This is a genomic window from Streptomyces sp. MNU76, assembly GCF_020982545.1.
Taxonomy (GTDB): domain Bacteria; phylum Actinomycetota; class Actinomycetes; order Streptomycetales; family Streptomycetaceae; genus Streptomyces.
The window spans coordinates 55,653-81,525 of record NZ_JAJKLK010000010.1 but is presented as its reverse complement, the minus strand read 5'-3'; the positions used below and the strand labels follow the sequence as shown (position 1 = coordinate 81,525).

Here is a 25,873-nt window from a genome sequence, read left to right as displayed (position 1 = left end):
AGGGGGCGGCCGCTCGCCGCAGCAAATCGGTCATTTGCTTGGCGCGTTGGCGCCGCGCACCCGCAGATCCGGACGAGTGACCTCCGGGGCGCGTTAGCATCACGGTGTGATGACGGTTCGGCCACTTCGACGCATGGCTCGGGCCCGCGCTCTCGCGGGCCCGCTGCTGCGCCTGCTCGGCCTCGCCGTAGTGTTGTTCGCCGTCGCCCTGACACATGGGGCGACCCCGGAGAGCGCCGGTGGACACGGGGTGACCAGCGCCGTGACCTCGGCGACCGTTGCGACCGAACTCCCGCCCCACGGTGGGGACGTGCCGTCCACGATCTCCCCGGCCGCGGCCGTCGAGGCCCTTGTCGGGCCTTCCGCCGACCTGCACGACCGGCCCGGAGGGCACGGCGACCACGGCGTCGACGGCCCGGCCGAACACTGTGCCTCCGCGCAACCGCAGCAGGGGCCGTCCCTGGGGCAGCCCCGGTTCGCGGTGTCGGTGAGCGAAGTCGTCGCACCGGGCTGCGCCCCATCCGCGCGGGACGCCGGCGAGGCGCACCCGTCCGACCGGTCGTCAGCCGCCCTGAGAGCACTGGTCGTCCAGCAGGTCTAGGCCCCCGGGCTCCTCCCTCCCGACCTGTTGTCTCCCCGTTCCCCATCCGCGCGCCCTCGTCGGCTCCCGGCCACCCGCCGCCGAGCCGGGCCTGCCGTGCGCGCGCCCGGAGGATCCCCGTGCCGCTCCACTTCCGCGTGCCCGCATCCCGTCGGCGGGCACCGGCCCTCTCACGCCGGCCGAAACCGCTCGCCGCCCTCGTGCACGGCTTCCTGCTGGTCGCGTTCGTCCTGTGCGCCCTCGCGCACGGGCCGTCCGACGATTCACACCACTCGTCCGCGGCGCCCGCCCCCGTGTCCACCGCGACCCCGACGGCCGGGGGCACGGTCGGAGCGACCCGGGCAATCTCGCCGACCTGGGCAACCCCGGCGGCACCCGAAGCCCCGCACGGACCCCATGGTCACCACTCGGCCGAGGAGTGCCTGTCGGGCGGCGTCCCCCGGACACCGACCGCCCAGACCTCGCACCACCCACCGCCCGCCACCGATCCCGCGTTCCTGCTCGCCGGAATCACCGCCGCGGCACCGGGCCCACCGCGGCCGGCGCGCCGCAGCCCGCTCCGGCGCCGGTGCTCCCGCACGGGCCGGACCGTGTTGGTGCGCACCTCGCGGTGGCGGATCTAGACCTCTCGCCCGCGGCCTCCCCCGACGGCGGCCGCCATGTGCACGCGACCATGTCAACGTCCAGCGAGAGCGACACCATGCGATCCATCAACGCCACCTCCCACGCCCTCCCCGAGGCGGTCCCCCTCACCTCGTCCACCTCGACCGCACTCACCGACCGCATTGCCGCGAACGGCCGTTCGGCCCTCCCGGCGCTGGTCGGCAACACCCCCCTCCTGCGCGTGTCCGAGCCGCTGACCCCGGCCGGACACGGCTTCTGGGCCAAGCTGGAGGGCTTCAACCCCGGCGGCATCAAGGACCGCCCCGGCCTGTACATGGTCGAACGGGCCCGCGCTCGGGGCGAGTTGCGGCCCGGCGCGCGGATCATCGAGTCCACCAGCGGCACCCTCGGCCTCGGCCTCGCGCTGGCGGGCATGGTGTACGGCCACCCCGTCACCCTGGTCACCGACCCCGGCCTCGAACCGTCCATGACCCGGCTGCTCGGCGTCTACGGCGCCGTCGTCGACATCGTCACCGACCCGCATCCCACGGGCGGTTGGCAGCAGGCCAGGCGCGACCGCGTCACCGAACTCCTCGGCCGCCACGACGGCTCCTGGTGCCCGGACCAGTACAACAACCCCGACAACACCACCGCGTACACCCCGCTCGCCCTCGAACTCGCCTCCGCGCTGGGCCACATCGACACCCTCGTGTGCAGCGTCGGCACCGGCGGACACTCGGCGGGCGTCGGCCGGGTCCTGCGCCAGCTCTATCCGGACATCCGGATCGTCGGTGTCGACACCGTCGGCTCGACCATCTTCGGCCAGCCCGCCCGCACCCGTCTGATGCGCGGCCTGGGCTCCAGCATCCACCCGCGCAACGTCGCCTACGACACCTTCGACGAGGTCCACTGGGTCGCCCCGGACGAGGCCGTACGCACCTGTCGTCTCCTGGCCGCGTCCCACTACGCCACCGGCGGGTGGAGCGTCGGCGCGGTCGCCCTCGTCGCTGGGTGGGTGGCCCGCACCGAGTCCCCGGACACCCGTATCGCGGCGATCTTCCCGGACGGCCCTCAGCGCTACCTCGACACCGTGTACGACGACGAGTACTGCGCCCGGCACGGGCTGCTCGCCGGACCACCAGCCGTCGAACCCGACGTGATCGGCCGCGCGGACGAGAAGGAAGTCACCCGCTGGACCCGCTGCACCGACGTCGTCGACCCCCTCGCCCTGCCCGCCGCCCGCGAGGAGGACGGCGCGTGAGGGGGACGCTCTCCCAGGTGCGGTCCTACGACCCCGCCGTCCAGCTGTTGATGGTCAACCAGTTCACCATCAACCTCGGCTTCTACATGCTGATGCCCTACCTGGCCGCCCACCTCTCCGGCACCCTCGGGCTGGCCGGCTGGATCGTCGGACTCGTCCTGGGCGTACGGAACTTCAGCCAGCAGGGCATGTTCGTGGTCGGCGGCGCACTCGCCGACCGCTTCGGCCACAAGCCGCTGATAGTCGCCGGCTGCGTCCTGCGCACCGTCGGCTTCGCGGCCCTCGGCTTCGTCGACTCCCTGCCCGCCCTGCTGGCGGCCTCGGCCGCCACCGGCCTCGCGGGCGCCCTGTTCAACCCGGCCGTGCGGGCCTACCTGGCGGCCGGGGCGGGGGAGCGCAGGGTCGAGGCGTTCGCCCTGTTCAACGTCTTCTACCAGGCGGGCATACTCCTCGGCCCGCTGGTCGGCATGGTGCTCACCGGTGTCGACTTCCGCGTCACCTGCCTCACCGCCGCAGGCATCTTCGCCGTGCTGTCGGTGGTGCAGATCCGCGCGCTGCCCTCCCGGGACCGCGAGGACGACGGGGCCCGGCGGGACGAGAGCCGAGGGAGCCTGCTCGCCCAGTGGCGCGGCATCCTCGCCAACCGCCCCTTCCTGCTCTTCGCCGCCGCGATGACCGGCTCGTACGTCCTCACCTTCCAGGTCTATCTGTCCCTGCCGCTGGAGGTGCGACGCCTGGGTGGGGACGGGGAGTTCGGCACGGCGGCCGTGGCGGTGCTGTTCGCGGTGTCCGGGCTGAGCACCGTCCTCGGCCAGACCCGGGTGACGGCCTGGTGCAAGGCCCGCTACGAGCCGGGCCAGGCACTGGTGCGGGGACTGGCGGTCATGGGCGCCGCCTTCGTGCCCCTGCTCGTGCCCGCGTTGCTGCCCGTGCCCGACGCCGGGCCGGGGCGGTGGCTGTCGGCGGCCCTCCCGCCGACACTGGCCGCGCTGCTGCTGGCCGTCGGCACGATGATCGCGTACCCCTTCGAGATGGACACCATCGTCCGCCTCAGCGGAGACCGGCTCGTCGCCACGCACTACGGGCTGTACAACACCGTCTGCGGTATCGGCATCACCGTGGGGAACCTGCTCACGGGCGCCGCGCTGGACGCCGCCCGGGAGGCCGGGCTGCCCGCGCTGCCGTGGCTCGCGCTGACCGCGCTCGGCCTCGGCTGCGCCGCGTCCGTGCACGGCCTGCACCGCGGGGGCCGACTGGCGGCACCCGCGCCGGAGCCGTTGACCGTCAGGCCGGCCTGACCGTCGGACGACGCTGACCGTCCGACCGGCCCGACCGCTCGACGGACCTGAGGCACCGCAAGGGGCGGACGCCGTACGGCGTCCGCCCCACCTGGCGGCTGGTCGGCGGTGCCCGCCGCCACCGGGCCTGGGCCGGGGAGACACCTCGGCCCCTCGCGGATGCCCGGCAGTGCGGTGTCGGTGGCGGGCGACGGCGACGGCCCGTCCCGCCTCGGGGCGGAGTTGCCTCCGGGGCCCGCGCCCGTGGCGGGCGGCGCACGCTCGCCACGGGCGCGGGTCGCCGCCGCGGGAGCGGGCCAGGGCGCCGCCGCCCCGCCTACCGGCGGTCGCCGGCCGTGTCGACCTCGCCCCGCCGTCGTACGCCCTTCGCCAACACCCCGCCCAGGAACCCGGTCACGAGGCCCCACAGCACGGCGAGTCCGAGCGCGGACCACAGATGGGGCCGCAGGTACAACTCCCCGCCCAGGTCGCCGCCGAGGTCGCCGATGCCGATGACCGACAGCCCGTAGTGCGCGGAGATCCGGGCCACGAGGCAGATCATCAGCACGGTGAGGGCGAGCGCGGCAGCCATGTGCACACCGTGCTGCCACAGCCGCACCCGGGCCGGGGAGCGGGCCGCCATCACGAACGCGGCGGAGGTCAGCAGTACGGCGTTCACGACCACCAGCCACCAGACCCGGCCGTCGTACTCGGCGAGGGAGCCCAGGTTCAGCGTCGACACATCGGGTCCGCGCACGACCTCGTCCAGGATCTTGGGCATCGGCAGCCCGAAGGGCCCCTCGACCTGGCTGTCCCAGGTGACGCCCAGGCCGATCGTGAGCACCAGCCACATCACGTTGGGCAGCCCCAGCAGGATCACCGCGGCCGTCTCGGCGGCGTGCCCTCGGGTCAGCGCCACCACCACGGCGATCACCAGCCCGATGCCGACGTACGCCAGCAGCAGGCCCACCATCGCGTACGCGGCGGGCCGCACGGACTCCTGGAACCGCAGCAGCCGCGCCGGGAGCGGCGCCCCGCGCGACACCAGCAGCGCCAGGACGAGGACGCCGGCGAGCCACAGCAGCCCGAAGAACAGGGTCGGCGTCACAGCGGTCTCGAACCCCACTCGGGCGGAGGCGCCGAAGAAGTCGCCCACGTCGCCGAGCGGGAGGTCGAAGCTCTGGCGGGCCGCGACCGCGAGGCCGATCAGCGCCACGAGCCACAGGACGGCGATCCGGGCGGCCCAGCCCGCGAGTTCGCCCGCTCCGGCGACCGCCCGGTGCCGCAGGGGCCGCAGGAATCCGGCGGCGATCACCAGCGCGCCGACGAAGGTCACCGACAGCGGGACCACGGTCAGGCCCGCCCGCGTCTCGGCGAGGGGCCCGGCGTCACCGGAGAGTTCGACGGTGCCGCCGACCGCCGTCACCACGGTGGCCGCGACCACCCGGGGGAACGCGCCGTCGGGGAGGTCCGCGGCGCCCGCCGCCCAGAGTCCGAGGGACGCCGTCACGATCATCGCGATCAGCCCGGCCAGCACGGTCGCGAGGGCGTGGAGCCAGCCGTGGCGGGCGACCGCCCGCCCGGATGACGCCGTTCGCCGCGGACGCAGGGTCTGGGGACTCACCCTTGCCACGCTAAGCACGGCCGGGGCACTCCGCGCGGCGAGCCGGCGGGGCCCGTCACCGACACCCGTCGGCTTGCGGGGTGCACGGGACCAGAGCACACAATGGGCCTGTTGTGGAACAGAACGCCATCATCGGCGTGAATCGCCGCAGATCCCTACGGCGGGAGAAGCCCCGTGAGCGCCGACCAACCGTCCTCCGGCCGCCCGACCGGCCCGCCGTCCGGCCCTCTGTCCGGCCCTCTGTCCGGACCGTCGCAGCCCGGCCCCACCCACCCGAGCCGTCCCGTCCGAGTGGTGGGGACCACCGAACCCCGAGCGGACCCTCGGGCGCGGGCGGAACAGGCGACTCCGGCGGGGACCCGGCGGGCCCGGTGGCCCTGAGGGGCCGGGCGGGCCCGGCGGCTCCGGGCAGGACCCACGGGCCCCGGCCGCCCGTGGTGGCGGTCCGCGCCCCGCATCGCCCTCCTGGTCGCCGCGGCCGTCGTCGCCGTGGTCCTGGTCGTCGTCCTCACCCGTTCCGACGACTCGGGCGGCTCGGCGGACGGCGAGGTCTTCCTCCAGGCCGCCGGCAAGTCCGGCCCCGACCCGTTCACCGAGTCGACGGCGACGGACAGCTCCACCCCGCCCGAGACCCCCACCACCACACCGACCCGGTCCGAACCGGCCAACGTGACCCGCGCCGTGGACGGTGCGGCCGCCGGCCTCTACGGCGGCACCCGCAACGTCGCCAGCTGCGACGTCGAGAAGCAGGTCGAGGTGCTCGGGGCGAACCCCGCCAAGACCGACGCGTTCGCCGCCGTGGCCGGCGTCGAGTCCGCCGACGTACCCGCCTATCTGCGTTCGCTCACCCCGGTGCAGCTGCGCATGGACACCCGCGTCACCAACCACGGCTACCGCGACGGCGCCGCCACCAGCTACCAGGCCGTCCTCCAGGCGGGCACCGCCGTCCTCGTCGACGACCGGGGCGTGCCCCGGGTGCGCTGCGCCTGCGGCAACCCGTTGAAGCCGCCGGTCGCGCTGAAGACCACACCGGAGCCGAAGGGCGACGCCTGGTCGTCGTACCGGGCCCAGAACGTGGTGGTCGTCGAGCCCTCGACGGTGATCATCAACGTCTTCGTCCTCTACGACCCCGACCACGACGACTGGTTCACCCGCCCCGCCGGCGACACCGGTGGCAAGGACAAGAAGACCAGCCCACCGGTCGACCAGCCCTCCCCGTCGGCTTCCACGTCGTTCTCCGAGGAACCGCCCACCGAGTCGCCCGAACCGTGTGACTCGACCGGCGGCCCGTGCCCCTCCTCGTCCGCCGTGACACCGTCCACCTCCGCGCCCGAGCCGGAGCCGGAGAAGCCGGAGAGTCCCGAGACCGACGACTCGGCGCCGGACGACACCACGACGACGGGTACGGCGGCCCTCCGCGACGCCCCGGAGCCGGCCGCACCGAACATGTGACCGGCCCGCCGAACGGCCGCCCTGCGACCCGCCGGCCCTCGCGGCCAGGCACTCCCCGGGCGGCCTCCGAGGGGATTCGCGGCTGTTCGACAGCCGATCAGGGGCGAAGGTTGCACGGGAGTCCACAGCGACGTCAGTCGGCTCCCGGGGCCGGGGACGAGCCGTCCCGACGGAAAACGGGTGGCGGACCGCCGCACGGACGGCCGATGCTCCTGCGCATGACCGACCATCGTGGGACACGGAACGACGAACAACCGCTGCCGGAGCGGGTGACCGGGTGGGGCGACCGTTTCGTCGGCCCCGACCAGGATCCGCGTGGCGACGGCGGGTTCGACGGGGAACGGGCCACGCTCGTCGGGTACTTGCGCAACCAACGGCTCACCCTGGAGCTGAAGTGCGCCGGCCTGGACGCCGAGGCGCTGGCCCGGCGCGCGGTGCCGCCGTCGAACATGTCGCTGCTCGGGCTCGTGCGCCATCTGGCCGGCGTGGAACAGTACTGGTTCCGCGAGGCGTTGGCGGGCCGGCCGGAGCCTCGCCACTACCGCGCCGGCGAGAACCCCGACGCGGACTTCGACGGCGCCGTGGCCGACCCCGAGGCCGTCGCCGACGCCTGGCGGACCTGGCGCGCCGAGGTCGACTTCGCCGAGCGCTTCGTGGCCGCCGCCCCCGACCTGGCCGTCACCGGACAGCACGACGGCGAGCCCATCGCCCTGCGCGAGGTGCTGGTCCACCTGATCGAGGAGTACGCCCGCCACAACGGCCACGCCGACCTCCTGCGCGAACGCATAGACGGCCGCATCGGCCAGTGAGCCCCGGCGCGGAACCGGATTCCCCTCTGGGCGGAACGCCGCCCCCTTGCCCTCCCGCCCGCCGTTCCTAGGCTGGAGAAGTGAGCCAACACGCGTCGAACGAAGCCCGAGTCATTCCCCTGCGCCCGGTCCCGCCGGCCGGCCCGCCCGCCAAGGAACCCCTGTGGCGCGACCTGGTCGGCGACGTGCTCCGCCGGGAGCGTCTGGCCCAGGAACGCACTCTGAAGGACGTCGCCGACGCGGCCCGCATCTCGATGCCGTACCTCTCCGAGGTGGAACGCGGCCGCAAGGAGGCCTCGTCGGAGGTCCTGGCGGCCGCCGCCCAGGCTCTCGGCCTGGGCCTGGGAGACCTGCTCTCGCTGGCCCAGCGGGAACTGACCCGCGGTGCGCCCAAGGCATCCTTCAACGGCCTGTGCCTCGCGGCCTGACGGGTCTCGACGGACTCCCCGCGCCCCTGAGGGGGCGCGGGCCTCAGACCTCCACCGACCGTCGGCTCAGCACCTCGTCCGCCAGCCCGTAGCCCACCGCCTCCTCCGCCGTGAACACCTTGTCCCGGTCCATGTCGGCCCGTAGTTCCGCGACCTCACGCCCTGTGTGCCGCGCGAGCACCCGCTCGACCTGCGCCCGGATCCGCACCATCTCCTTGGCCTGCAGGGCGAGGTCGGAGACGGTGCCCTGACGGCCTCCGCTGGCCGGCTGCCCCAGCAGCACCCGCGCGTGCTCCAGCACGAACCGCCGCCCGGGGTCGCCGCCCGCCAGCAGCACCGCCGCCGTCGAGGCCGCCTGTCCCACACAGAGGGTCGAGATCGGGGCCCGTACGTACGACATCGTGTCGTAGATCGCCATCAGTGAAGTGAAGGAGCCCCCGGGCGAGTTGATGTAGACGGAGATCTCGCGGTCCGGCATCGCCGCCTCCAGATGCAGGAGTTGGGCGATGACGACGTTCGCCACCCCGTCGTCGATCTCCGTGCCGAGGAAGACGATCCGCTCGGACAGCAGCCGGCTGAAGACGTCGTAGGACCGCTCGCCCTGCGCGGTCCGCTCGACCACGTTCGGAATCGTGTACGTCCCCATCACTGCAGTCCCATCCGTCGACGCGAAGAGGCCGGACGCACGTCGTCGAGCGACTCGACGACCCGGTCGACCATCCCGTACTCCCGGGCCTGTTCGGCCGTGAACCAGCGGTCGCGGTCGCCGTCCCGGGAGACCGTCTCCTCGGACTGCCCGGTGTGCTCCGCGGTGATCCGCTCGATGGCCCGCTTGGTGAACTCCAGGTTCTCCGCCTGGATCTCGATGTCCGCGGTGGTGCCGCCGATGCCCGCCGACGGCTGGTGCATCATGATCCGCGCGTTGGGCAGCGCGAACCGCTTGCCGCGCGCGCCGACGCTCAGCAGGAACTGCCCCATGCTCGCGGCGAAGCCCATCGCCAGCGTGGACACGTCGTTCGGGATCAGCCGCATCGTGTCGTAGATGGCGAGACCCGCCGTCACCGACCCCCCGGGGCTGTTGATGTACAGGCTGATGTCGGTGCGCGGGTCCTCCGCCGACAGCACCAGCAGCTGGGCGCAGACCCGGTTCGCGGAGACCTCGTCGACCTGGGTGCCGAGGAAGACGATCCGCTGGGCGAGGAGCTGTGCGGCGAGATGGTCGTCGAAGCGCGAGGGCGGTGTGTCACCCTCCTCCGCGCGCGGGGCGAGCAGCGGGGCCCGGCCTGTGATCAATGGAGCCACGGTTCCTCCCTGTGGGTGAACGCGGCCGTGGTGGCCGCTGACTCCACCCTCCCCGTGAACCACCCCTCACCTGGCCTTTCTCTGCCCACGGCAGATTCGCCGACAGCAGAGCACCCCCGGCGCGCCCTCGCCCGGCGCATCTCGTGTCCGCGCCACCGATGAGTTTCCGGACCAGGATCGGTCGACACAGGGGACGACACACCCCGCCGGAGGAGGCGCACATGTCCAGCGAAGGATTCACCACCTGCCTGTGGTTCGACGGCCAGGCCGAGGAGGCGGCCGCCCACTACGTCTCGGTCTTCAAGAACTCCCGGCTCGGCCGGGTCACGCACTACGGCGAGGGCGCGCCCCGGCCGGCCGGCTCCGTGCTGACCGTGGAGTTCACGGCCAACGGCCAGCAGTTCGTGGCGTTGAACGGCGGCCCGGAGTTCAAGTTCACCGAGGCCATCTCCTTCCAGATCCTCTGTGCCGACCAGGACGAGATCGACTACTACTGGAACAGCCTCACCGAGGGTGGCGAGCCCGGCCCCTGCGGTTGGCTCAAGGACCGGTTCGGCGTCTCCTGGCAGGTCGTGCCGGCCGAACTCATCGACATGATCAGCGACTCCGATCCACAGAAGGTGGCCCGGGCGACCGCGGCGTTCATGGCGATGGGGAAGTTCGACCTCGCCGCCCTGCGCAAGGCGTACGCGGGCGAGTAGCGGGAGGCGGGCGACGAGGAGCCCACGTCCCAGCGGCTCTGAGAGGGCGGTCCGGCCTACGGCCTGTCGGTACGTGCGTCGGCGATGGCCCGGGTGATCTCCCGGGCCATCCGCGTGACCCCCGGGGACCGGACCGGGCACGGCCTCGGCTTGGACGTCGTCGGGGCCAGACAGAAGTGCAGGTAGTCCTCGTCGTGGTGGAGCGCCGTGCGACCCCGGCCGGGCTGGGTGCAGTAGCCGTCGTGCTCACGTTCGTAGGCGGTGCACGGCAGGTACTGGGCCCAGGTGTAGCGGTCGGCGGCCGGGCTGACGGCCTTGCCGGCGTCCGCGACCAGGTCACCGGAGGCCCTGGCCTGCTTCGTGTACAGGGCGTTCACCCGGCGCACCCGGTCCGGGGTCATCGGGTCCGGGCCCTGGAGCACCCACACGATCGTCGGCCGGTGTTCGCCGCCCGCGTTCGCGATCTGGTCGGTGAGCTGCTCGGCGGCGGCCGTGTACCGCCGGAAGTACTCGGCGCGGGCCTTGCCGTAGGTGACGCCGTCCATGCACGGCGTGTAGTCCCAGGCGTTGCCCCAGAACTGCAGAACCACATAGTCCGGGCGCAGCCGCCGCACCAGCGCGGCCGCCTTGTCCCGCGGCGGGACGAGCGACCGGTCGGCGGTGCCCTCCAGATAGTCGCACAGGGTGGTGCCCGAGTAGGGGGCGCTGGTGTAGCGGGCGTCGAGGTCGTCCTTCAGCAGGTCACCGAGGACGGTCTGGTTCTCCGTGGCGAGGGAGTCCCCGAGGTAGAGCACCCCGGGCGCGGGCTTCGTCGTGCCGGTGCCGGTGCCGGTGCCGCCCGTGCCGCCGTCGTCGCCGGGCGACCCCGTGGCGGCGCGCTGACGGGTGGTCGACGACGGCTCCGGTGCCGCGGCCGACGGCGGCGCCTGGTCCGGTGCGGACTCCGGATCCCCGCACGCGCCGAGCAGCAGCCCGGCGAGCACCGCCCCCGTCATTCCCACGATCCACGGCTTGCGCATACGGCGACTCCCGCCCCGACCACCGAAACGGTTCCCCAGGCAAGCACAGCCCGACCCGGGGCGGAAGACCCGTGTCGGCCACGAGGGCGCCCGTTGGTGCGGACGCCCCCGCTCCGTCAGATCACGGGGTCATGCCGCCCGTGCAGGCGGCCCCCGGCTCCGGTGTCTGCTCGCCCTGCACGTACTTGTCGAGGAACTTCCGCACCCGTGGGTCGGACGCCTTGTCCACCTTCAGCTGGTGCTCCCAGGCACTCAGCACGATCGGCGACGACTGGTCCTCGTAGGGACTCATGAAGGTGTACGTCGTCTTGTTCACGAGGCCGGTCAGCGACTCGACGTCCGCCTTGGCGGCCTTGTCGTTGTACGTGATCCAGACGGCGCCGTGCTCCAGCGCGTGCACCGCGTTCTCGTTCGGCACGGCCTTGGTGTACACCTGCTTGTCGCAGTTGACCCACACCTGGTTGTGGTCGCCGCCCACGGGCGGGCTCATCTTGTAGTCGACGGTCTCGGTGACGTGATTCTGGGTGAGCTTCGACCAGCTCTTCACGCCCTCGACGGGCGCGGCCTTCGCCTCCTCCTTCTCCTGCGCCGCGTCGATCAGGTACCAGCCGCCGCCGACCAGCCCGGCGAGGATCACACCGGTCACACCGAGGGTGAGCAGCCGCATGCGCCGCTCACGGGCCTGCTCCGCCTTGCGTATCTCCTCGACGCGGGCACGCCGCGCCGCCTCTCTGGCCTTGGGGCTGTTGTTCCGGCCCTTCGGCGCGCTGTTCTTGGCCTTGGACTTTGATGAAGCCATGGGGTGTCCTTCTCCCGGCCCTGCCCGTACGGGCACGGCGGTCCTGCGAGTCGTCTGAGGTGGGGTCGTCACGGCCGGTGCCCGGCCCAGCGGGCCTAGACGCGGAGCAACTGCAGTTCGTGGAGATCGGGAGGACGGGCCAGCCCCGGTTCCCCCGCGCCGGACGGGGCGAGCGCGGCCGGAGCCGGCGCGGGCTGCCAGGGCGCGGCCGTGTGATCGGCGCCCGGCAACGGCATCTGGCCCAGCACCGCGGCCGGGTCGGAGGAGTGGCAGTCGTGCTCGCCGGGACTGTGACCGCAGGGATCGCGATCCACGAGGGAGACCGAGTGCGGGCGGCGCTCGGACGCCTCAGCCGGGGGCGAGCCCGCGCAGAACAGGAGGAACGTGGTCAGGGCCAGCGCGGCCACGAGCACCAGGTGCGCCGTCCGGCCCCGGGCGCACGGCAGCGCCGTACGTCGGAACGGTCGGCCGGACATGGCGGCACCTCACGAGTCGAGTCACGAGTCGAGGCGAACGGGAGTGCGAGCGCCGCTGAAATTATCAGACACCGCACGGCCGTGGCCCCGCCTCCCGGGACTCGTGCCGGTTTCACGCGGTCCGTCCCGTTCGGCGCGCGACCGGAACCCGTCCTGGCTAGCGTGAGAGCCGGGAGACCACCCGTCGAACCGAGGAGAGTGGCAGTCATGGCCGCACAGCCCGAGGGAACGCCCTGTTGGGTCGACGCGATGTTCGGCGACGTCGAGGGCGCCAAGAACTTCTACGGCGAGGTCCTGGGCTGGACCTTCGGAGAGTCGTCCGCCGAGTACGGCAACTACACACAGGCGTACGCGGACGGCAAGGCGGTGGCCGCGGTCGTCCCGCCGATGCCCGGCCAGGAGGGGCAGCCCGTCTGGTGCCTGTACCTCGCCACGTCCGACGTGGACGCCACCGCGGCCAGGATCCGTGACAGAGGCGGCGACGTGCTGATGGAGCCGATGCGGGTCGGCGAGTTCGGCTCCATGCTGTTGGCCCGCTCCCCGGACGGCGTCGTCTTCGGCTGCTGGCAGGCCGGCGTCCACGAGGGCTTCGAGGCGATGGGAGTGCCCGGCGCTTACACCTGGGCCGAGATCTTCACCCGGGAGCCGGAGAAGTCCGACGCGTTCTTCCCGGCCGTCTTCTCCTACCGGTCCAGGCAGATGGAGGACCCCGGCGACCCGCACATGGACTTCCGCGTCTTCGACCTGGGACAGAACCCGCTCCTCGGCCGGATGAAGATGACGGCGGAGGACTTCCCGCCCGAGGTGCCCTCGTACATCAACGTGTACTTCACCGTCCCCGACTGCGACGACGCGGTCGCCAAGGCGACGAAGCTCGGCGGTGTCCTGCGCTTCGGCCCGATGGACACCCCCTTCGGCCGCTTCGCCGCGCTCAGCGACCCGCAGGGCGCGTCGTTCTCGGTGATCGACGTCACCCACACCCAGGGTGAGATGCCGGAGCTCAAGGACGTCGACTGAGCGGGCACAGGAACCGACGGGCACGCGCGGCATGGCATGATCGAGCGCATGTCGGAACGTGTTGTGGCCGCCTGTGACGGAGCCTGCAAGGGAAATCCCGGACCGGCGGGCTGGGCCTGGGTGGTGGCCGAGGACGATGAGATCCCCGCGCGCTGGGAGGCCGGCCCACTGGGCAGGGCCACCAACAACGTCGCCGAACTCACCGCGCTGGAGCGGTTGCTGGCGGCCACCGACCCGGCGGTCCCGATCGAGATCCGGATGGACTCCCAGTACGCGATGAAGGCGGTCACCACCTGGCTGCCCGGCTGGAAGCGCAACGGCTGGCGCACGGCCGCCGGCAAGCCGGTCGCCAACCAGGAACTCGTCGTCCGCATCGACGAGTTGCTCGCCGGACGCTCGGTGGAGTTCCGCTACGTGCCCGCCCACCAGGTCGACGGCGACCGCCTCAACGACTTCGCCGACCGCGCGGCGAGCCAGGCGGCCACCGTCCAGGAACCCGCCGGCACCGAGCTGGGCTCCCCGGAGCCGCCGGCCGCGCCCGACACGGTCCCGGTCCGCCGTGCACCGGCGAAGAAGTCCGCGAGGTCCGGCAGGGCGGGCGGCCGCAGCGGCTCCTCCGCCTCCTCGTCCCGCACCATCAAGGCGAAGTTCCCCGGCCGCTGCCAGTGCGGCCGCCCGTACGCCGCGGGTGAGCCCATCGCCAAGAACGACCAGGGCTGGGGCCACCCGGAGTGCCGTACGGGGGCGACGGCCGGGGCCGAGTAGCCGGCCCGGCGGGACGCCCCGGGAGGGCGTGCGCGTCACACGACGGCGCCGCGCCACTCCCCGGTCTCCCGGCCGCGCTCCTCGATGAACTTCTTGAAGCGCGCCAGGTCGCCCTTGGTCTGCCGCTTCACGACGCCCAGCTTGTCGGCCACCTTCTCGGCGGTGCCCTCCGGCTGGAACTCCATCTGCAGCATCACCTTCGTGCGCCCCTCGGCGAGGTGGTGGAAGGTGACGACGCCGGCCTGCCGGGCCTCACCGGAGACGGTCGTCCACGCGACCCGCTCGTCCGGGGTCTGCTCGGTGATCTCCGCGTCGAACTCCCGGTGCACACCGTCCACCTTGGTCACCCAGTGCGTCAGCGTGTCCGACCGCTGTTCGATCCGCTCGACCCCGCTCATGAACTCGGGGAACGTCTCGAACTGCGTCCACTGGTTGTAGGCGGTCCGTACGGGGATCTGGACCTCGACGGACTCCTCGATCTGGGTCATCGGTCGCCTCCTCACATCGGTTGCTGCTGCCGTCGCGGCCGGGTCGCCCGGCCGCGACCCGACGCGAGTACCCAGGTCCCCGGCGGATCAACGTCCCCCTCAGGCCGCGTCGAAGGTGTAGTGCGGGGTGTGGTCCAGCAGCGTCGCCGGGGTCGTGTCGTCCCACGGCTTCATCGTCTCGTTCAGGTCGACCACGTTCGGCGTCCCGGCGGCCGGCAGGTACGCCGAGTTCGGGTGCAGCCGCTGCCAGTCGGCCCACAGCTTGTCGATGAACGCGTGGTGCAGCCAGAACACCGGGTCGTTGGGGGAGACCCCGGTGCCCATCTGGCCGCCCACCCAGACGTGCACCCGGTTGTGGAGGTTGACGCCCCGCCACCCCTCCAGGTGATTGCGGAACCCGTCCGAGGCACTGTTCCAGGGCGCCATGTCGTACGTGGACATGGCGAGCACGGAGTCCACCTCGGCCCGGGTCGGCAGCTGCCGCACCGCGCTCCCGAGGGCGCGGCGCAGATAGGTGCGGCCGTCGATGCGCACGTTGATCGGCCAGTTCCCGGTGGACGCCGCGAACGGGCCGTCCATCACCCGTCCGTCGCGGCTGCGTCCGGTGCCGCCGAGGAAGTCGGGGGCCCAGAGGGAGGAGCGGGCCGTGCGGTCGGCCGTCCAGTCCCAGTAGGGCAGGGCGACCGTGGAGTCCACGGACTGCAGGGCCCGTTCGAACTCCAGCAGGAATCTACGGTGCCAGGGCAGGAAGGACGGCGAACGGTGGCCGGTGCGTTCGCCGTTGTCCGTGTCGCCGAGGATGAACGCGTTGTGCGTCGTGACGAACTCGTCGTAGCGGCCGGACCGCTTCAGCGCGATCAGCGCGTCGACGAAGCGCCGCTTCTCGTCGGCGGTCAGGGTCGCCTGGTTCTTGCGGGTGGTCATGGTTCTGCGGCTCCTTGCGGTGTTTCCGGTGGTGCGCGTGCGGGCGGCGCGGGTCAGGCGAAGGGGACGAGGCGGGCGCCCTGGAGCTCGTCGACCGCCGCGCGGGCGGCCGCGCGCGGGGTCGGCACGGGGGAGTAGTGGCTGACGACGCTGATCCAGCTGCCGTCGGCGTTCCGCATCACGTGCAGCTCCGCCCCGTCGACGAACACCGCGTATCCGGTGCCGTGGTGGTGACCGCCACCCTCGGTGGCGTGGCCCTGTATCCGGCGGCCCCGGTAGACCTCGTCGAAGGGCTGGAGCGGCTGATGGCCGTCATGGTCGCCGTGGCCGCCATGCCCGCCGTGGTCCTCGTGGCCCGTGCGGTCGTCCGCGGCCGCCGCGGTGAGCGGGGCTCCCACGGTCACGGCGAGGGCCGCCGCGGCCCCGAGAGCGTGGCGCCGGGTGATGTCGGGCATGCGAAAACCTCCTGGGAAAGGGGGGATTGGTGACCCGTCATACCTATCGACCCGCTGTGGGGCGGGAGAAATCCCAGGAATCCGGTTGGCTGCGATCAGGACAATCATGCATATGTCGTGCAAGGTTGAACAAAGATGATCTTGCTGTGTCGGCCTCGCGAGGGAGGGTGGAGGGGGATATTCCGCCCGGCGGCCGCATCGGCGCCGATGATCTTGCGGTGCGGGTGCGGAGCGCGTGGTCGGCGTCACGCGGGCAAAGTGGCGTGAATCCAGACCGCACGCGCACTGCTACTCTTCGTGGTCAATTGATCGCTTTGCGCAGCGAAATGGGAGTGTGCGTGAAGATCGCGTGCGTCGGCGGCGGACCCGCAAGCCTGTACTTCTCGATCCTGATGAAGCGGCAGGACCCGTCCCACGACATCACCGTCCATGAACGGAACCCGGCCGGGTCCACCTACGGCTGGGGCGTCACCTACTGGTCCGAACTGCTGGACAAGCTCCGCGAGAAGGACCCCGAGACGGCCCTCGCCATCAGCGAGAACTCCGTCACCTGGAACAGCGGGGTGGCGCACGTCCGCGACCGCAGCACCGTCCAGCCCGGCGACGACGGCTTCGGCATCGGCAGGCGGCGCCTGCTCGAACTGCTGGCGGACCGAGCCCGCGCCCTGGGCGTCCGGGTGGAGTACGAGGACGAGATCACGGCCGTCGCCCTGCCGGAGGCCGACCTCGTCGTCGCGGGGGACGGAGTCAACAGCACGGTGCGCGAGAGGTACGCGGACCGCTTCGGCAGCGACATCACGCTCGGCCGCAACGCCTACATCTGGCTGGGCACGAGCAGGGTCCACGACGCCTTCACGTTCTCCTTCCAGGAGACCGACCACGGCTGGATCTGGGCCTACGCCTATCCGTTCAGTGACGAGCAGAGCACCTGTGTCATCGAGTGCTCCCCCGAGACGCTGAGCGGCCTCGGCCTGGACCGTCTGGGCGAGGCCGACGGCCTGGCCCTGCTGGAGAAGCTCTTCGCCGGCATCCTGGACGGCCATCCGCTGCTGGGCCGGGACCAGGGCGACGGCACCGCCCGGTGGCTCACCTTCCGCACCCTGACCAACCGCGTCTGGCACCACGGCAACCTGGTCCTGCTCGGCGACGCCGCCCACACCACGCACTACTCCATCGGCGCCGGCACCACCCTCGCCCTGGAGGACGCCATCTGCCTGGCCGAGTCCCTCGGCGCCCATCCGGACACGGGCAGCGCGCTCACCGCGTACGAGGGACGGCGCAAGGCCGACCTCCTGCGGCTGCAGAGCGCCGCCCGGTACAGCGCGCAGTGGTACGAGAACATCCAGCGGTACATCGAGCTGCCGCCGGAGCAGATGTTCGCGCTCCTCGGGCAACGGCACTCCCCGCTGCTGCCGTACGTGCCGCCGCAGCTCTACTACCGCCTCGACCGCGCGGCCGGCCGCCTGGAGGCCCTGCGCCGGCTCAAGCGCTGGCTCGGACCGAAGCTGGCCCGGTCCTCGCAGTCGCGGGCCCTCGCCGGACGGAAATAGCCGGGAGCGAGCCGCGCCGCCCCCACCACGGCTCGCCCGCCGTGCCGTCCCGCACCACGGCTCGCCCGCGGCCCCGCCCGGCAGGCGGACTAACCGACGCCGCGCGGCCGGAACTGGATGCTGACGCGCGGCCCCACCGCCCGCGTCGACTTGGGCACCGCGTGGTCCCAGGTGCGCTGGCAGGAGCCGCCCATCACGATCAGATCGCCATGCCCCTGCGGGAAGCGCAGGGTCGGTCCACCGCCGCCGTGCGGGCGCAGGGCCAGATCGCGGGGGTCGCCCACGGACAGGATGGCCACCATCGTGTTCTCCCGGGCGCCCCGGCCGATCCGGTCGCCGTGCCAGGCCACACTGTCCCGGCCGTCGCGGTAGAAGCAGAGCCCCGCCGTGGTGAACGGCTCGCCGAGCTCGGAGCCGTAGTGCGCGGACAGCGCCTCCCGCGCCTCGTCCAGGACGGGGTGCGGCAGGGCGTCCTCGGGGCCGTAGTGGGCGAGCAGGCGGGGTACGTCCACCACCTGCTCGTACATCTGCCGTCGCTCCGCCTTCCACGGCACCTCCTCGGCGAGCCGCTCGAACAGCGCGTCGGCGCCGGTCAGCCACCCGGGCAGTACGTCGACCCAGGCCCCGGCGCCCAGCTCCCGCCGACGCAGCCCGTCGAGGGGGCCGAGGCGGACGTCGTCGGACTGGTCGAAGAGGGAGCCCTGGAGGTGCGCGGCCATACCTGCAGCGTACTCCCAGATTCGAAAACCTGTTCGCCCGGGCTCCCCGTCGTCCGTCGGCTCAGTGCTGCTGGGCCTGCGGAGTCACCTCGCTCGGCCGTACCACCACGAAGCCCTCGCCCTCCAGCTTCAGCTGCACGGCCTCCCCGGAACCGCCGCGGATCATCGAACCGAAGGACTGGGAGCGGTGCAGCGAGGTGGTGAGGTGAGCCGTCCAGCCCACCACCGCGTCCGTGTCGACGAACACGGGCAGCTGCGGCGAGACCGGGATGACCAGCGGATTGCCGTCACAGATGAGACCCAGCTTCCCCTGTCCCGTGAAGACGCTGTTGAACAGGCCGCCACCGGTCATGCCGGCGCCCTTCACCGTCTTGATCTCGTACGACAGGGACGCGTCGAAACAGAGCACGTTGCGGCCGTTGACGGTGAACACGTCGCCGGGCTCGATGTCGACGATGAAACAGTTCTGCGCCTCGTGCGCGAACCAGGCCTCGCCCTGACCGCGCACCGTCATCAGCGCCAGCCCCTCGCCGGTGACCGCGCGCTTGAGCATGCCACCCACGCCCTGGCCCTTGCGTTCGAACTGCAGATTCCCCCGGAAGGCGATCATCGCGCCCTGCCGGGCGAGCATCTCGCCGTTCACCGCGTACTTGATCGACTTGGCGTTCTGGACGCTCATCCCCGGCGCGTAGGCCGGCTGCACCATGTTCTCGTTGGAGAAAAGATCGCTCTTCATACGGGCATGCTGTCCCGGACCGCCCGATTCCGCCAAGCGACGCGCGCGGCAAGCGAATTGAGGTGCCTGACAACATCTCGACCGGAATGGTAGAAGCGGACGCATGACCAACAAGACCGTCGGAGTCGACGTCCCTGACCGCCGGGGCCGTACCGGGCTCGACCGCACCGGCCGGGACCTGACCGGCAACCCGCGCGTCAAGGTGCGGGACGTCCGCCTGCTGTCCAGCCACTGGTACGTGGAGCGCACGACCACCTTCGACTTCCAGCACACCGACGGCACCTGGAGCACCCAGGAGCGCGAGACGCACGACCGGGGCAATGGCGCCACCGTCCTGCTCTACGACACCCAACGCGAAACCGTGCTGCTCACCCGGCAGTTCCGCTACCCGGTGTACGTCAACGGCCACCCCGACGGGATGCTCGTCGAGACCCCGGGCGGTCTGCTCGACGAGGAGGACGAGCACCCCGAGGTCGCCGTGCGGCGCGAGGTCGTCGAGGAGACCGGTCACACCATCGGGGAGATCCGGCACGTCTTCGACATCTACATGAGCCCCGGGTCCGTCACCGAACGCGTCAGCTTCTACGCCGCCCCCTACGGCCCGTCGACCCGTACCCACGAGGGCGGCGGCCTCGGCGAGGAGGGCGAGGACATCGAACTCGTCGAACTGCCCTTCCGCCGGGCGCTGGAGATGATCCGCAACGGGGAGATCGCCGACGCCAAGACCATCATGCTGCTCCAGTGGGCGGCGCTGGACGGTCCGTTCGGTACCGGCCGCGACGCCTGAGGGAGCCGCAGGGCCCCGTTCAGGGATCGAGCGTCTCGGCGGCCTCCGCTGCGACCGCCTCCGCCACCGCCGTCAGCGCGGGGGAGTCGAGCTTCCACTGCTGCCAGAACAGCGGGGCGTCCACGGTCCGTTCCGGAGCCAGGTCGACCAGCCGGCCCTTGTCGAGGAGTCGCTCGGCCTGGGCGGCGGGCACCATGCCCCAGCCCATGCCGGCGGCCACGGCGTCCACGAACCCCTCCGAGGTCGGTACGTAGTGCCGACGGGGACTGGCCGGGCGGCCCCGCGTCAGCCGCCGCACGAAGGAGTCCTGGAACTCGTCGCGCCGGTCGAAGAACACCACCGGCGCGTCGGCGATCAGCTCCTTCAGCGGTGTGCCCGATCCGAGGCCCAGCCACCGCTGCGCGAAGGCGGGCGCGGCGCAGGGCCGGTAGTGCATCCGGCCGAGTGGCCGGACCGAGCAGCCTGCCACGGCGTCCGGTGCCGAGGTGACCGCGGCCATCACAAGCCCCTCGCGCAGCAGCCGGGCCGTGTGCTGCTCGTCCTCCCGGAGCAGTTCGTAGCAGGGGCGCAGCTCCTCGGGCACCCGGGTCAGGGCGGGCAGGAACCAGGTGGCCAGCGAGTCGGCGTTCACCGCGATCGACACCCGCGTGGTCTCCCCGGCGCCCGTCATCCCGAGCGCGGTGTGCGCGTCGTGTTCGAGACGGGCCAGCTGGCGCGCGAAACGGACGATCACCTCGCCGGACTCCGTCGGCCGCACCGGCTTCTCCCGGATCAGCAGGACCCGGCCGACCCGCTGCTCCAGCGCCTTGACCCGCTGGCTGACCGCCGACGGTGTCACGTGCAGGGCACCGGCCGCCGCGTCGAAGGTGCCCTCGTCCACCACGGCCAGCAGGGTGCGCACCAGGTCGAGGGGCAGCTGAGACATCACGATTGCTAATGATACGTAAGAATCTTTAGCTGTACGCATGGCGGTGCGTTTCCTAGCGTCGTGGCTGTGTTCAGTGAAATGACAGCTCTCGCGGCCGGATTCGGCACCGGCCTTTCCCTCATCGTCGCCATCGGAGCCCAGAACGCCTTCGTCCTCCGCCAGGGCCTGCACCGCGACGCCGTGCTTCCGGTCGTGGCCATCTGCGCCCTCTCCGACGCGCTGCTGATCGCCCTCGGCGTCGCCGGGGTCGGCGCGGTGGTCGTCGCCTGGCCCGGCGCGCTGACGGCGGTCGCCCTGATCGGCGGCGCGTTTCTCCTGGTCTACGGAGCTCTGGCCGCCCGCCGCGCCCTGCGACCCGGCGACGACGCGCTGCGCGCGGGGAGCGGGTCGGCGGGCTCCCGGCGCCGGGCCGTCCTCACCTGTCTGGCGCTGACCTGGCTCAACCCGCACGTCTACCTGGACACCGTGTTCCTGCTCGGCTCCATCGCCTCCGACCAGGGCCCCCTGCGCTGGACGTTCGGCCTCGGCGCCGGCCTCGCCAGCCTGTGCTGGTTCGCCGCCCTGGGCTTCGGCGCCCGGCTGCTCAGCCGGTACCTGGCCCGCCCGTCCGCCTGGCGGGTCCTCGACGGCCTGGTCGCGGTCACGATGCTCGTCCTCGGCGGGATGCTGATCGCCGGAGCCTGAGTCACGGGGAGACAGCATGTGAGACGGCGGCGAGATCGCCTGTCCCGGCGGTGGTGATCTCCGCGATAGTGGTGCCCGTATCGAAAGATGTATCGAGCATCAGGATGCCCGTGGACACCACCCAGAGCAGCGCCGGCGACGACACCGCACCGGAGGACGACACCGCCGCGGAGGGCGACCCGGCGGCGCCGCCCCGCGAGGGCTGGCGCCGCTGGGCGATGGACACCCGGCCGCTGCGCCGCCCCGCCTACCGGCGTCTGTGGTCCTCGACCATCGTCACCGCCGTCGGCAGCCAACTGACCGCAGTCGCCGTCCCCAAACAGATCTACGACATCACCGGCTCCTCCGCCTGGGTCGGCTACGCCAGCCTCGCCGGCCTGCTGCCGCTGGTGGTCTTCGCGCTCTGGGGCGGCGCGGTCGCCGACAGCGTCGACCGCCGCACGTTGCTGCTCGTCACCAACACCGGTATCGCCGTCACCTCGGTGCTGTTCTGGGTGCAGGCCGTCACCGGTCTCGAATCCGTCTGGGCGCTGATGACCCTGCTCGCCCTCCAACAGGCGTTCTTCGGCCTCAACTCACCCGCCCGCAACGCCTCCGTGGCCCGGCTGGTCCCGGCCGAGGAACTGCCGGCGGCCGCCGCGCTCGGCTCGACCGTGATGCAACTCGGCCTGGTGGCCGGACCGTTGCTCGCGGGCGCCCTCATCCCGGTGATCGGCCTCGCCGAGCTGTACCTCATCGACGCGCTCGCCCTCTGCGTCACTCTCTGGGCCGTGTACCGGCTGCCCTCCCTGCCGCCCCTGGACAACGCCACGGCCAAGCGGGCCGGCCTGCGGGAGGTGGTCGCGGGCTTCCGTTACATCGCCCTGCACAAGGTGCTCCTGCTGTCCTTCCTCGCCGACATCATCGCCATGGTCCTGGGCATGCCCCGCGCCCTCTTCCCGCAGTTGGCCGCCACCACGTACGCGCCCTACGGCGAGGGATTCGCCCTCGGCCTGCTGTTCGCCGCGATCCCCATCGGGGCCGTCGTCGGTGGCCTGATGTCGGGCACCTTCTCCCGCTCCCACCGGCACGGACTCATGGTCCTCGCGGCCGTCATGGCCTGGGGAGCGGCCATCACGGGCTTCGGGCTGAGCACCAGTCTGTGGCTCGCGGTGGCGTTCCTCGTGGCGGCAGGAGTCGCCGACATGGTCTCGATGGTCTTCCGCGGCGCCATCCTGCTCTCCGCCGCGACCGACGAGATGCGCGGCCGGATGCAGGGCGTGTTCACCGTGGTCGTGGCCGGCGGCCCCCGTCTCGCCGACGTCCTGCACGGCACGGCGGGCGCCGCCTTCGGCACCCGTACGGCTGTGGCCGGGGGAGGCCTCCTGGTCATGATCGCCGTGCTGCTCCTCGCGACGGCCACACCGGCACTGCGGCGGTACCGGATCTGACCGATCGGCACACCGCTCGGCACACCGCCTCTTTCGTACGCTTGTCAGCCCACCCCTCACAGGCAGGAGTTGCCACGATGCAGTACGTGAAGCTCGGTTCGACGGGTCTGGACGTGTCCCGGATCTGTGTGGGATGCATGAGTTTCGGCCTGCCCGACCGAGGCACGCACGAATGGACCCTGGACGAGGAGGCGTCACGCCCGCTGATCCGGCAGGCGCTGGACGCGGGGATCAACTTCTTCGACACCGCGAACGTCTACTCCGACGGCACCAGCGAGGAGATCGTCGGCCGCGCGCTCGGCGAGTACGCGCGGCGCGAGGAGGTCGTCGTCGCGACCAAGGTCAACGGCGCCATGCACCAGGGCCCCAACGCCTGGGGCCTGTCCCGCAAGGCGATCATGACGGAGATCGACAACAGCCTGCGGCGCCTCGGCACCGACTACGTGGACCTCTACCAGATCCACCGCTTCGACCCCCACACCCCGGTCGAGGAGACGATGGAGGCCCTGCACGACGTGGTGAAGGCCGGCAAGGCCCGTTACCTCGGGGCCAGTTCGATGTACGCCTGGCAGTTCGCGAAGATGCAGCACACCGCCCGGCTGCACGGCTGGACCCGGTTCGTGTCCATGCAGAACCACTACAACCTCCTCTACCGCGAGGAGGAGCGCGAGATGCTCCCGCTGTGCGAGGACCAGAGCGTCGCCACGCTGCCCTGGAGCCCGCTCGCCCGCGGCCGCCTCACCCGGGACTGGGGTTCCGTGACCGCACGCACCGAGACCGACAACTTCGGCAGGACGCTCTACCAGGAGGGCGACCGGGAGATCGTCGACGCCGTCACCCGGATCGCCGGTGAGCGCGGGGTGCCCCGCGCGCAGGTCGCCCTGGCCTGGCTGATGAGCCGGCCCACGGTCACCGCCCCCATCGTCGGCGCCACCAAGCCCCACCACCTCGCCGACGCCGTGGCCTCCCTCGACGTCACCCTGACGGAGAAGGAGACCGAGGAACTGGAACGGCCCTACACACCCCGCGCGATCAGCGGTCACTGAGCGGCCGCGGGCCTCACAGGCGGGAGTACTCCAGACGCACGGTCGTGGCGAGACGGGCCAGGGCCTCCTCGGCGCCCTCGCGGTCCGTCTTGTCGAGGAGCGCCAGGGCGTCCGCCGCGGCCAGGCGCACCCGCTGGGGCACCTCGTCGAGGGCGGCCATGCGGTAGGCGATGGTGCGGCGGGCCTCGCGCTCCTCGGCGCTGACGCCGCTCGGCCCGGTGCGGGGGAAGACGGCGGCCTCGTAGGCGGTCACGTGGATGAGCACACCGTGCGCGATGCCCTCGGCGTAACCCCGCTGTCCGGCCTGCCGCTGGGCCATGGCGAAGTGCGCCATGGCCCGCCGCCGCACGATGAGCGAGCCCACCATGCCGACCAGCCCGGCGCACACCGCCGCCCCCAGGGCCACGGGGCCGCCGCCGATCAGCGCGCCGATGAGGGCGCCGCCCGCCATCAGCAGACAGGTCAGCCCGGTGGTCAGCATCAGCAGGGCGCGCGCGGGAGTGAAGGAGGCCATGACGTGCAGTGTCTCAGCCTCGCCCGACTGCCGGAGCGGTGGGCCGGTGGGGGAGGGGCGACGCGGCGCGTCTCGGAGGGTCGGGCGGCGCCCGTTTCGGCGGGCTGCCCGCCCCCGAGGGACGGGCGGATCGAGCCGGGACCCGCACGCGGCGAGCACCGTTTCGAGTGACCCGCCCGCGGCCCGCGAACGGATATCGGGGACGAAGGGCCGACACTGCCGGCTGCCGTACTCGTCCTGCGGGGAAGCCCCCGTCGTGCCGTGCCCGAGCGGTTCCGGCCGGGGGCAACTACCCACCCCGGTACGAAGATCAGGTGACTGCATAGGGTGGGCCCGTGAGAAGCAGCGACACCGGTGCGGCAGTCGCGTGTCCGAACGCGACCGAGGGGGAGACCACCGTCCGATGAACCAGATCCTGTACGCCGGGGCCATCGGCCTGTTCCTGACGTTGATCGGCACACCGCTGCTGATCAAGCTGCTGGCCCGCAAGGGATACGGCCAGTTCATCCGGGACGACGGGCCGCGCGGCCACGCGGGCAAGCGCGGTACGCCCACCATGGGTGGCATCGCCTTCATCCTGGCCACCCTCGTCGCCTACCTCGCGACCAAGGTCATCACCGGCGAGAGCCCGACCTACCCCGGCTTCCTGGTGCTGTTCCTCATGGCGGGCATGGGTGTGGTCGGGTTCCTGGACGACTACATCAAGATCGTCAAGCGGCGGTCGCTGGGCCTGCGGGCCGGGGCCAAGATGGCCGGCCAGCTGATCGTCGGCATCGTGTTCGCCCTGCTCGCCATCCGGTTCGCGGACGACCGGGGCCAGACACCGGCCTCCCTGAAGCTGTCGTTCGTCACCGACTTCGGCTGGACCATCGGTCCCGTGCTGTTCGTCGTCTGGGCCCTGTTCATGATCCTGGCCATGTCGAACGGGGTGAACCTCACCGACGGTCTGGACGGCCTCGCCACCGGCGCGTCGGTCATGGTCTTCGGCGGCTACACCTTCATCGGTCTGTGGCAGTTCCAGAACTCGTGCGCCAACGCCCTCGAACTCACCGACCCCGCCTCCTGCATAGAGGTGCGCGACCCGCTCGACCTCGCCGTCGTCGCGGCCGCGCTGATGGGTGCCTGCTTCGGGTTCCTCTGGTGGAACACCTCGCCGGCCAAGATCTTCATGGGCGACACCGGTTCGCTGGCGCTCGGCGGGGCGCTCGCGGGCCTCGCCATCTGCTCCCGCACCGAACTGCTCCTGGCCGTCCTCGGCGGGCTGTTCGTCCTGATCACCATGTCGGTGGTCATCCAGGTCGGCTCGTTCAAACTGACCGGCAAACGTGTCTTCCGGATGGCACCGCTCCAGCACCACTTCGAACTCAAGGGCTGGTCCGAGGTCCTGGTCGTGGTCCGCTTCTGGACCATCCAGGGCATCTGCGTGATCGCCGGCCTCGGCCTGTTCTACGCGGGGTGGGCCGCGAGCTGACCGCCGG

Annotated in this window: 29 protein-coding genes; 16 read left to right on the top strand and 13 right to left on the bottom strand. The window is 72.0% G+C overall.

Annotation, left to right across the window (positions count from 1 at the left end):
- Positions 1-133 precede the first annotated feature (133 nt).
- The 4 genes from E4N62_RS24330 (at position 134) to E4N62_RS24315 (ending at position 3,763) form a co-directional block, all read left to right on the top strand.
- Entirely contained in the window at positions 134-601 is a 468-nt protein-coding gene (locus E4N62_RS24330; RefSeq protein WP_230217701.1) for a hypothetical protein, read from the top strand.
- A gap of 119 nt (positions 602-720) precedes the next feature.
- Positions 721-1,224 carry a hypothetical protein gene (locus tag E4N62_RS24325; RefSeq protein ID WP_230217699.1) on the top strand — a complete coding sequence of 168 codons (504 nt, stop codon included), beginning with the start codon at positions 721-723 and terminating at the stop codon, positions 1,222-1,224.
- 50 nt (positions 1,225-1,274) lie between these two features.
- The gene (locus tag E4N62_RS24320; RefSeq protein ID WP_230217697.1) at positions 1,275-2,465 is read left to right on the top strand and encodes a PLP-dependent cysteine synthase family protein; all 1,191 of its coding nucleotides are present in this window, start codon (positions 1,275-1,277) and stop codon (positions 2,463-2,465) included.
- The gene (locus tag E4N62_RS24315) at positions 2,462-3,763 is read left to right on the top strand and encodes an MFS transporter (protein WP_230217695.1); all 1,302 of its coding nucleotides are present in this window, start codon (positions 2,462-2,464) and stop codon (positions 3,761-3,763) included. Before E4N62_RS24320 ends, E4N62_RS24315 begins: the two co-directional genes overlap by 4 nt.
- 316 nt (positions 3,764-4,079) lie before the next feature.
- Here E4N62_RS24315 and E4N62_RS24310 read toward each other — a convergent pair whose 3' ends face one another.
- A complete protein-coding gene (locus E4N62_RS24310) occupies positions 4,080-5,366 on the bottom strand; it encodes a streptophobe family protein (protein WP_230217693.1) in 1,287 nt (428 codons plus the stop codon).
- A gap of 489 nt (positions 5,367-5,855) precedes the next feature.
- On the opposite strand from E4N62_RS24310, the gene E4N62_RS24305 reads away from it, so the two are divergent.
- The 3 genes from E4N62_RS24305 to E4N62_RS24295 all read left to right on the top strand — a co-directional run bounded on the left by E4N62_RS24305 (position 5,856) and on the right by E4N62_RS24295 (position 8,055).
- Positions 5,856-6,818: a DUF6777 domain-containing protein gene (locus E4N62_RS24305; protein WP_230217691.1), complete on the top strand. Its 963-nt coding sequence runs from the start codon at positions 5,856-5,858 to the stop codon at positions 6,816-6,818.
- A gap of 218 nt (positions 6,819-7,036) precedes the next feature.
- A complete protein-coding gene (locus E4N62_RS24300; protein ID WP_230217689.1) occupies positions 7,037-7,627 on the top strand; it encodes a DinB family protein in 591 nt (196 codons plus the stop codon).
- An 80-nt stretch (positions 7,628-7,707) separates the two neighbouring features.
- On the top strand, positions 7,708-8,055 hold the full coding sequence (locus E4N62_RS24295) for a helix-turn-helix transcriptional regulator (RefSeq protein WP_308185538.1): 348 nt from the start codon (positions 7,708-7,710) through the stop codon (positions 8,053-8,055).
- Positions 8,056-8,098: 43 nt separating this feature from the next.
- Here the strand turns inward: E4N62_RS24295 and E4N62_RS24290 are convergent, their stop codons facing one another.
- The gene (locus E4N62_RS24290) at positions 8,099-8,701 is read right to left on the bottom strand and encodes a ClpP family protease (RefSeq protein WP_230217687.1); all 603 of its coding nucleotides are present in this window, start codon (positions 8,699-8,701) and stop codon (positions 8,099-8,101) included.
- Positions 8,701-9,357 carry an ATP-dependent Clp protease proteolytic subunit gene (locus tag E4N62_RS24285; RefSeq protein ID WP_308185536.1) on the bottom strand — a complete coding sequence of 219 codons (657 nt, stop codon included), beginning with the start codon at positions 9,355-9,357 and terminating at the stop codon, positions 8,701-8,703. The genes E4N62_RS24290 and E4N62_RS24285 overlap by 1 nt, the downstream gene beginning before the upstream one ends.
- A 221-nt stretch (positions 9,358-9,578) precedes the next feature.
- Between E4N62_RS24285 and E4N62_RS24280 the strand changes: the two genes are divergently transcribed.
- On the top strand, positions 9,579-10,058 hold the full coding sequence (locus E4N62_RS24280; protein WP_230217685.1) for a VOC family protein: 480 nt from the start codon (positions 9,579-9,581) through the stop codon (positions 10,056-10,058).
- Positions 10,059-10,114: 56 nt separating this feature from the next.
- On the opposite strand, the gene E4N62_RS24275 is transcribed toward E4N62_RS24280, so the two are convergent.
- From E4N62_RS24275 to E4N62_RS24265, 3 genes are all read right to left on the bottom strand, one after another.
- Positions 10,115-11,077: an SGNH/GDSL hydrolase family protein gene (locus E4N62_RS24275; RefSeq protein ID WP_230217683.1), complete on the bottom strand. Its 963-nt coding sequence runs from the start codon at positions 11,075-11,077 to the stop codon at positions 10,115-10,117.
- 121 nt (positions 11,078-11,198) lie between these two features.
- Positions 11,199-11,876 (bottom strand): DUF3105 domain-containing protein, encoded by a 678-nt coding sequence (locus E4N62_RS24270; RefSeq protein ID WP_230217680.1) that lies wholly within the window; start codon positions 11,874-11,876, stop codon positions 11,199-11,201.
- A 95-nt stretch (positions 11,877-11,971) separates the two neighbouring features.
- Positions 11,972-12,352 carry a hypothetical protein gene (locus tag E4N62_RS24265; RefSeq protein WP_230217678.1) on the bottom strand — a complete coding sequence of 127 codons (381 nt, stop codon included), beginning with the start codon at positions 12,350-12,352 and terminating at the stop codon, positions 11,972-11,974.
- A gap of 207 nt (positions 12,353-12,559) precedes the next feature.
- On the opposite strand from E4N62_RS24265, the gene E4N62_RS24260 reads away from it, so the two are divergent.
- On the top strand, positions 12,560-13,369 hold the full coding sequence (locus E4N62_RS24260) for a VOC family protein (protein ID WP_230217676.1): 810 nt from the start codon (positions 12,560-12,562) through the stop codon (positions 13,367-13,369).
- 36 nt (positions 13,370-13,405) lie between these two features.
- Entirely contained in the window at positions 13,406-14,134 is a 729-nt protein-coding gene (locus E4N62_RS24255) for a ribonuclease H (protein WP_230217674.1), read from the top strand.
- Between the two features lie 35 nt (positions 14,135-14,169).
- Here E4N62_RS24255 and E4N62_RS24250 read toward each other — a convergent pair whose 3' ends face one another.
- The 3 genes from E4N62_RS24250 to E4N62_RS24240 all read right to left on the bottom strand — a co-directional run bounded on the left by E4N62_RS24250 (position 14,170) and on the right by E4N62_RS24240 (position 16,001).
- Positions 14,170-14,622, bottom strand: coding sequence for an SRPBCC family protein (locus tag E4N62_RS24250; RefSeq protein WP_230217672.1), 453 nt, complete (start codon positions 14,620-14,622; stop codon positions 14,170-14,172).
- Positions 14,623-14,721: 99 nt separating this feature from the next.
- The gene (locus E4N62_RS24245) at positions 14,722-15,546 is read right to left on the bottom strand and encodes a tyrosinase family protein (protein WP_230217669.1); all 825 of its coding nucleotides are present in this window, start codon (positions 15,544-15,546) and stop codon (positions 14,722-14,724) included.
- A gap of 53 nt (positions 15,547-15,599) precedes the next feature.
- A complete protein-coding gene (locus tag E4N62_RS24240; protein WP_230217667.1) occupies positions 15,600-16,001 on the bottom strand; it encodes a tyrosinase cofactor in 402 nt (133 codons plus the stop codon).
- Positions 16,002-16,339: 338 nt separating this feature from the next.
- On the opposite strand from E4N62_RS24240, the gene E4N62_RS24235 reads away from it, so the two are divergent.
- Positions 16,340-17,551, top strand: a complete 1,212-nt coding sequence (locus E4N62_RS24235) for an FAD-dependent monooxygenase (protein WP_230217665.1) — start codon at positions 16,340-16,342, stop codon at positions 17,549-17,551.
- Between the two features lie 89 nt (positions 17,552-17,640).
- Here E4N62_RS24235 and E4N62_RS24230 read toward each other — a convergent pair whose 3' ends face one another.
- Positions 17,641-18,270 carry an alpha-ketoglutarate-dependent dioxygenase AlkB gene (locus E4N62_RS24230; RefSeq protein WP_230217663.1) on the bottom strand — a complete coding sequence of 210 codons (630 nt, stop codon included), beginning with the start codon at positions 18,268-18,270 and terminating at the stop codon, positions 17,641-17,643.
- 61 nt (positions 18,271-18,331) lie between these two features.
- Positions 18,332-19,006, bottom strand: coding sequence for an AIM24 family protein (locus E4N62_RS24225; protein ID WP_230217661.1), 675 nt, complete (start codon positions 19,004-19,006; stop codon positions 18,332-18,334).
- A gap of 103 nt (positions 19,007-19,109) precedes the next feature.
- Between E4N62_RS24225 and E4N62_RS24220 the strand changes: the two genes are divergently transcribed.
- Positions 19,110-19,793 carry an NUDIX domain-containing protein gene (locus E4N62_RS24220; protein ID WP_230217659.1) on the top strand — a complete coding sequence of 228 codons (684 nt, stop codon included), beginning with the start codon at positions 19,110-19,112 and terminating at the stop codon, positions 19,791-19,793.
- 19 nt (positions 19,794-19,812) lie between these two features.
- Here the strand turns inward: E4N62_RS24220 and E4N62_RS24215 are convergent, their stop codons facing one another.
- Positions 19,813-20,721: a LysR family transcriptional regulator ArgP gene (locus E4N62_RS24215; RefSeq protein WP_230217657.1), complete on the bottom strand. Its 909-nt coding sequence runs from the start codon at positions 20,719-20,721 to the stop codon at positions 19,813-19,815.
- Between the two features lie 78 nt (positions 20,722-20,799).
- Here E4N62_RS24215 and E4N62_RS24210 point away from each other — a divergent pair, with 78 nt between their 5' ends.
- From E4N62_RS24210 to E4N62_RS24200, 3 genes are all read left to right on the top strand, one after another.
- Complete coding sequence (locus E4N62_RS24210; protein WP_268269784.1) at positions 20,800-21,405, top strand: LysE/ArgO family amino acid transporter; 606 nt, start codon at positions 20,800-20,802, stop codon at positions 21,403-21,405.
- A gap of 110 nt (positions 21,406-21,515) precedes the next feature.
- On the top strand, positions 21,516-22,835 hold the full coding sequence (locus E4N62_RS24205; protein WP_230217653.1) for an MFS transporter: 1,320 nt from the start codon (positions 21,516-21,518) through the stop codon (positions 22,833-22,835).
- Positions 22,836-22,912: 77 nt separating this feature from the next.
- Positions 22,913-23,881: an aldo/keto reductase gene (locus E4N62_RS24200; RefSeq protein ID WP_230217651.1), complete on the top strand. Its 969-nt coding sequence runs from the start codon at positions 22,913-22,915 to the stop codon at positions 23,879-23,881.
- A 13-nt stretch (positions 23,882-23,894) separates the two neighbouring features.
- On the opposite strand, the gene E4N62_RS24195 is transcribed toward E4N62_RS24200, so the two are convergent.
- Positions 23,895-24,395, bottom strand: coding sequence for a hypothetical protein (locus E4N62_RS24195; RefSeq protein ID WP_215452347.1), 501 nt, complete (start codon positions 24,393-24,395; stop codon positions 23,895-23,897).
- A gap of 403 nt (positions 24,396-24,798) precedes the next feature.
- Here E4N62_RS24195 and mraY point away from each other — a divergent pair, with 403 nt between their 5' ends.
- Positions 24,799-25,866: a phospho-N-acetylmuramoyl-pentapeptide-transferase gene (gene mraY, locus E4N62_RS24190; protein WP_230217649.1), complete on the top strand. Its 1,068-nt coding sequence runs from the start codon at positions 24,799-24,801 to the stop codon at positions 25,864-25,866.
- Positions 25,867-25,873 lie beyond the last annotated feature (7 nt).

Bases quoted from the DNA above. Each gene is read 5' to 3' on its own strand.
- E4N62_RS24260 (WP_230217676.1), top strand. From the start codon at position 12,560: ATGGCCGCACAGCCCGAGGGAACGCCCTGTTGGGTCGACGCGATGTTC.
- E4N62_RS24280 (WP_230217685.1), top strand. From the start codon at position 9,579: ATGTCCAGCGAAGGATTCACCACCTGCCTGTGGTTCGACGGCCAGGCC.
- E4N62_RS24225 (WP_230217661.1), bottom strand. From the start codon at position 19,006: ATGAAGAGCGATCTTTTCTCCAACGAGAACATGGTGCAGCCGGCCTAC.
- E4N62_RS24195 (WP_215452347.1), bottom strand. From the start codon at position 24,395: ATGGCCTCCTTCACTCCCGCGCGCGCCCTGCTGATGCTGACCACCGGG.
- E4N62_RS24210 (WP_268269784.1), top strand. From the start codon at position 20,800: ATGACAGCTCTCGCGGCCGGATTCGGCACCGGCCTTTCCCTCATCGTC.
- E4N62_RS24240 (WP_230217667.1), bottom strand. From the start codon at position 16,001: ATGCCCGACATCACCCGGCGCCACGCTCTCGGGGCCGCGGCGGCCCTC.
- E4N62_RS24255 (WP_230217674.1), top strand. From the start codon at position 13,406: ATGATCGAGCGCATGTCGGAACGTGTTGTGGCCGCCTGTGACGGAGCC.
- E4N62_RS24290 (WP_230217687.1), bottom strand. From the start codon at position 8,701: ATGGGGACGTACACGATTCCGAACGTGGTCGAGCGGACCGCGCAGGGC.
- E4N62_RS24300 (WP_230217689.1), top strand. From the start codon at position 7,037: ATGACCGACCATCGTGGGACACGGAACGACGAACAACCGCTGCCGGAG.
- E4N62_RS24275 (WP_230217683.1), bottom strand. From the start codon at position 11,077: ATGCGCAAGCCGTGGATCGTGGGAATGACGGGGGCGGTGCTCGCCGGG.
- E4N62_RS24245 (WP_230217669.1), bottom strand. From the start codon at position 15,546: ATGACCACCCGCAAGAACCAGGCGACCCTGACCGCCGACGAGAAGCGG.
- E4N62_RS24230 (WP_230217663.1), bottom strand. From the start codon at position 18,270: ATGGCCGCGCACCTCCAGGGCTCCCTCTTCGACCAGTCCGACGACGTC.
- E4N62_RS24220 (WP_230217659.1), top strand. From the start codon at position 19,110: ATGACCAACAAGACCGTCGGAGTCGACGTCCCTGACCGCCGGGGCCGT.
- E4N62_RS24330 (WP_230217701.1), top strand. From the start codon at position 134: ATGGCTCGGGCCCGCGCTCTCGCGGGCCCGCTGCTGCGCCTGCTCGGC.
- E4N62_RS24265 (WP_230217678.1), bottom strand. From the start codon at position 12,352: ATGTCCGGCCGACCGTTCCGACGTACGGCGCTGCCGTGCGCCCGGGGC.
- E4N62_RS24200 (WP_230217651.1), top strand. From the start codon at position 22,913: ATGCAGTACGTGAAGCTCGGTTCGACGGGTCTGGACGTGTCCCGGATC.
- E4N62_RS24320 (WP_230217697.1), top strand. From the start codon at position 1,275: ATGTCAACGTCCAGCGAGAGCGACACCATGCGATCCATCAACGCCACC.
- mraY (WP_230217649.1), top strand. From the start codon at position 24,799: ATGAACCAGATCCTGTACGCCGGGGCCATCGGCCTGTTCCTGACGTTG.
- E4N62_RS24270 (WP_230217680.1), bottom strand. From the start codon at position 11,876: ATGGCTTCATCAAAGTCCAAGGCCAAGAACAGCGCGCCGAAGGGCCGG.
- E4N62_RS24250 (WP_230217672.1), bottom strand. From the start codon at position 14,622: ATGACCCAGATCGAGGAGTCCGTCGAGGTCCAGATCCCCGTACGGACC.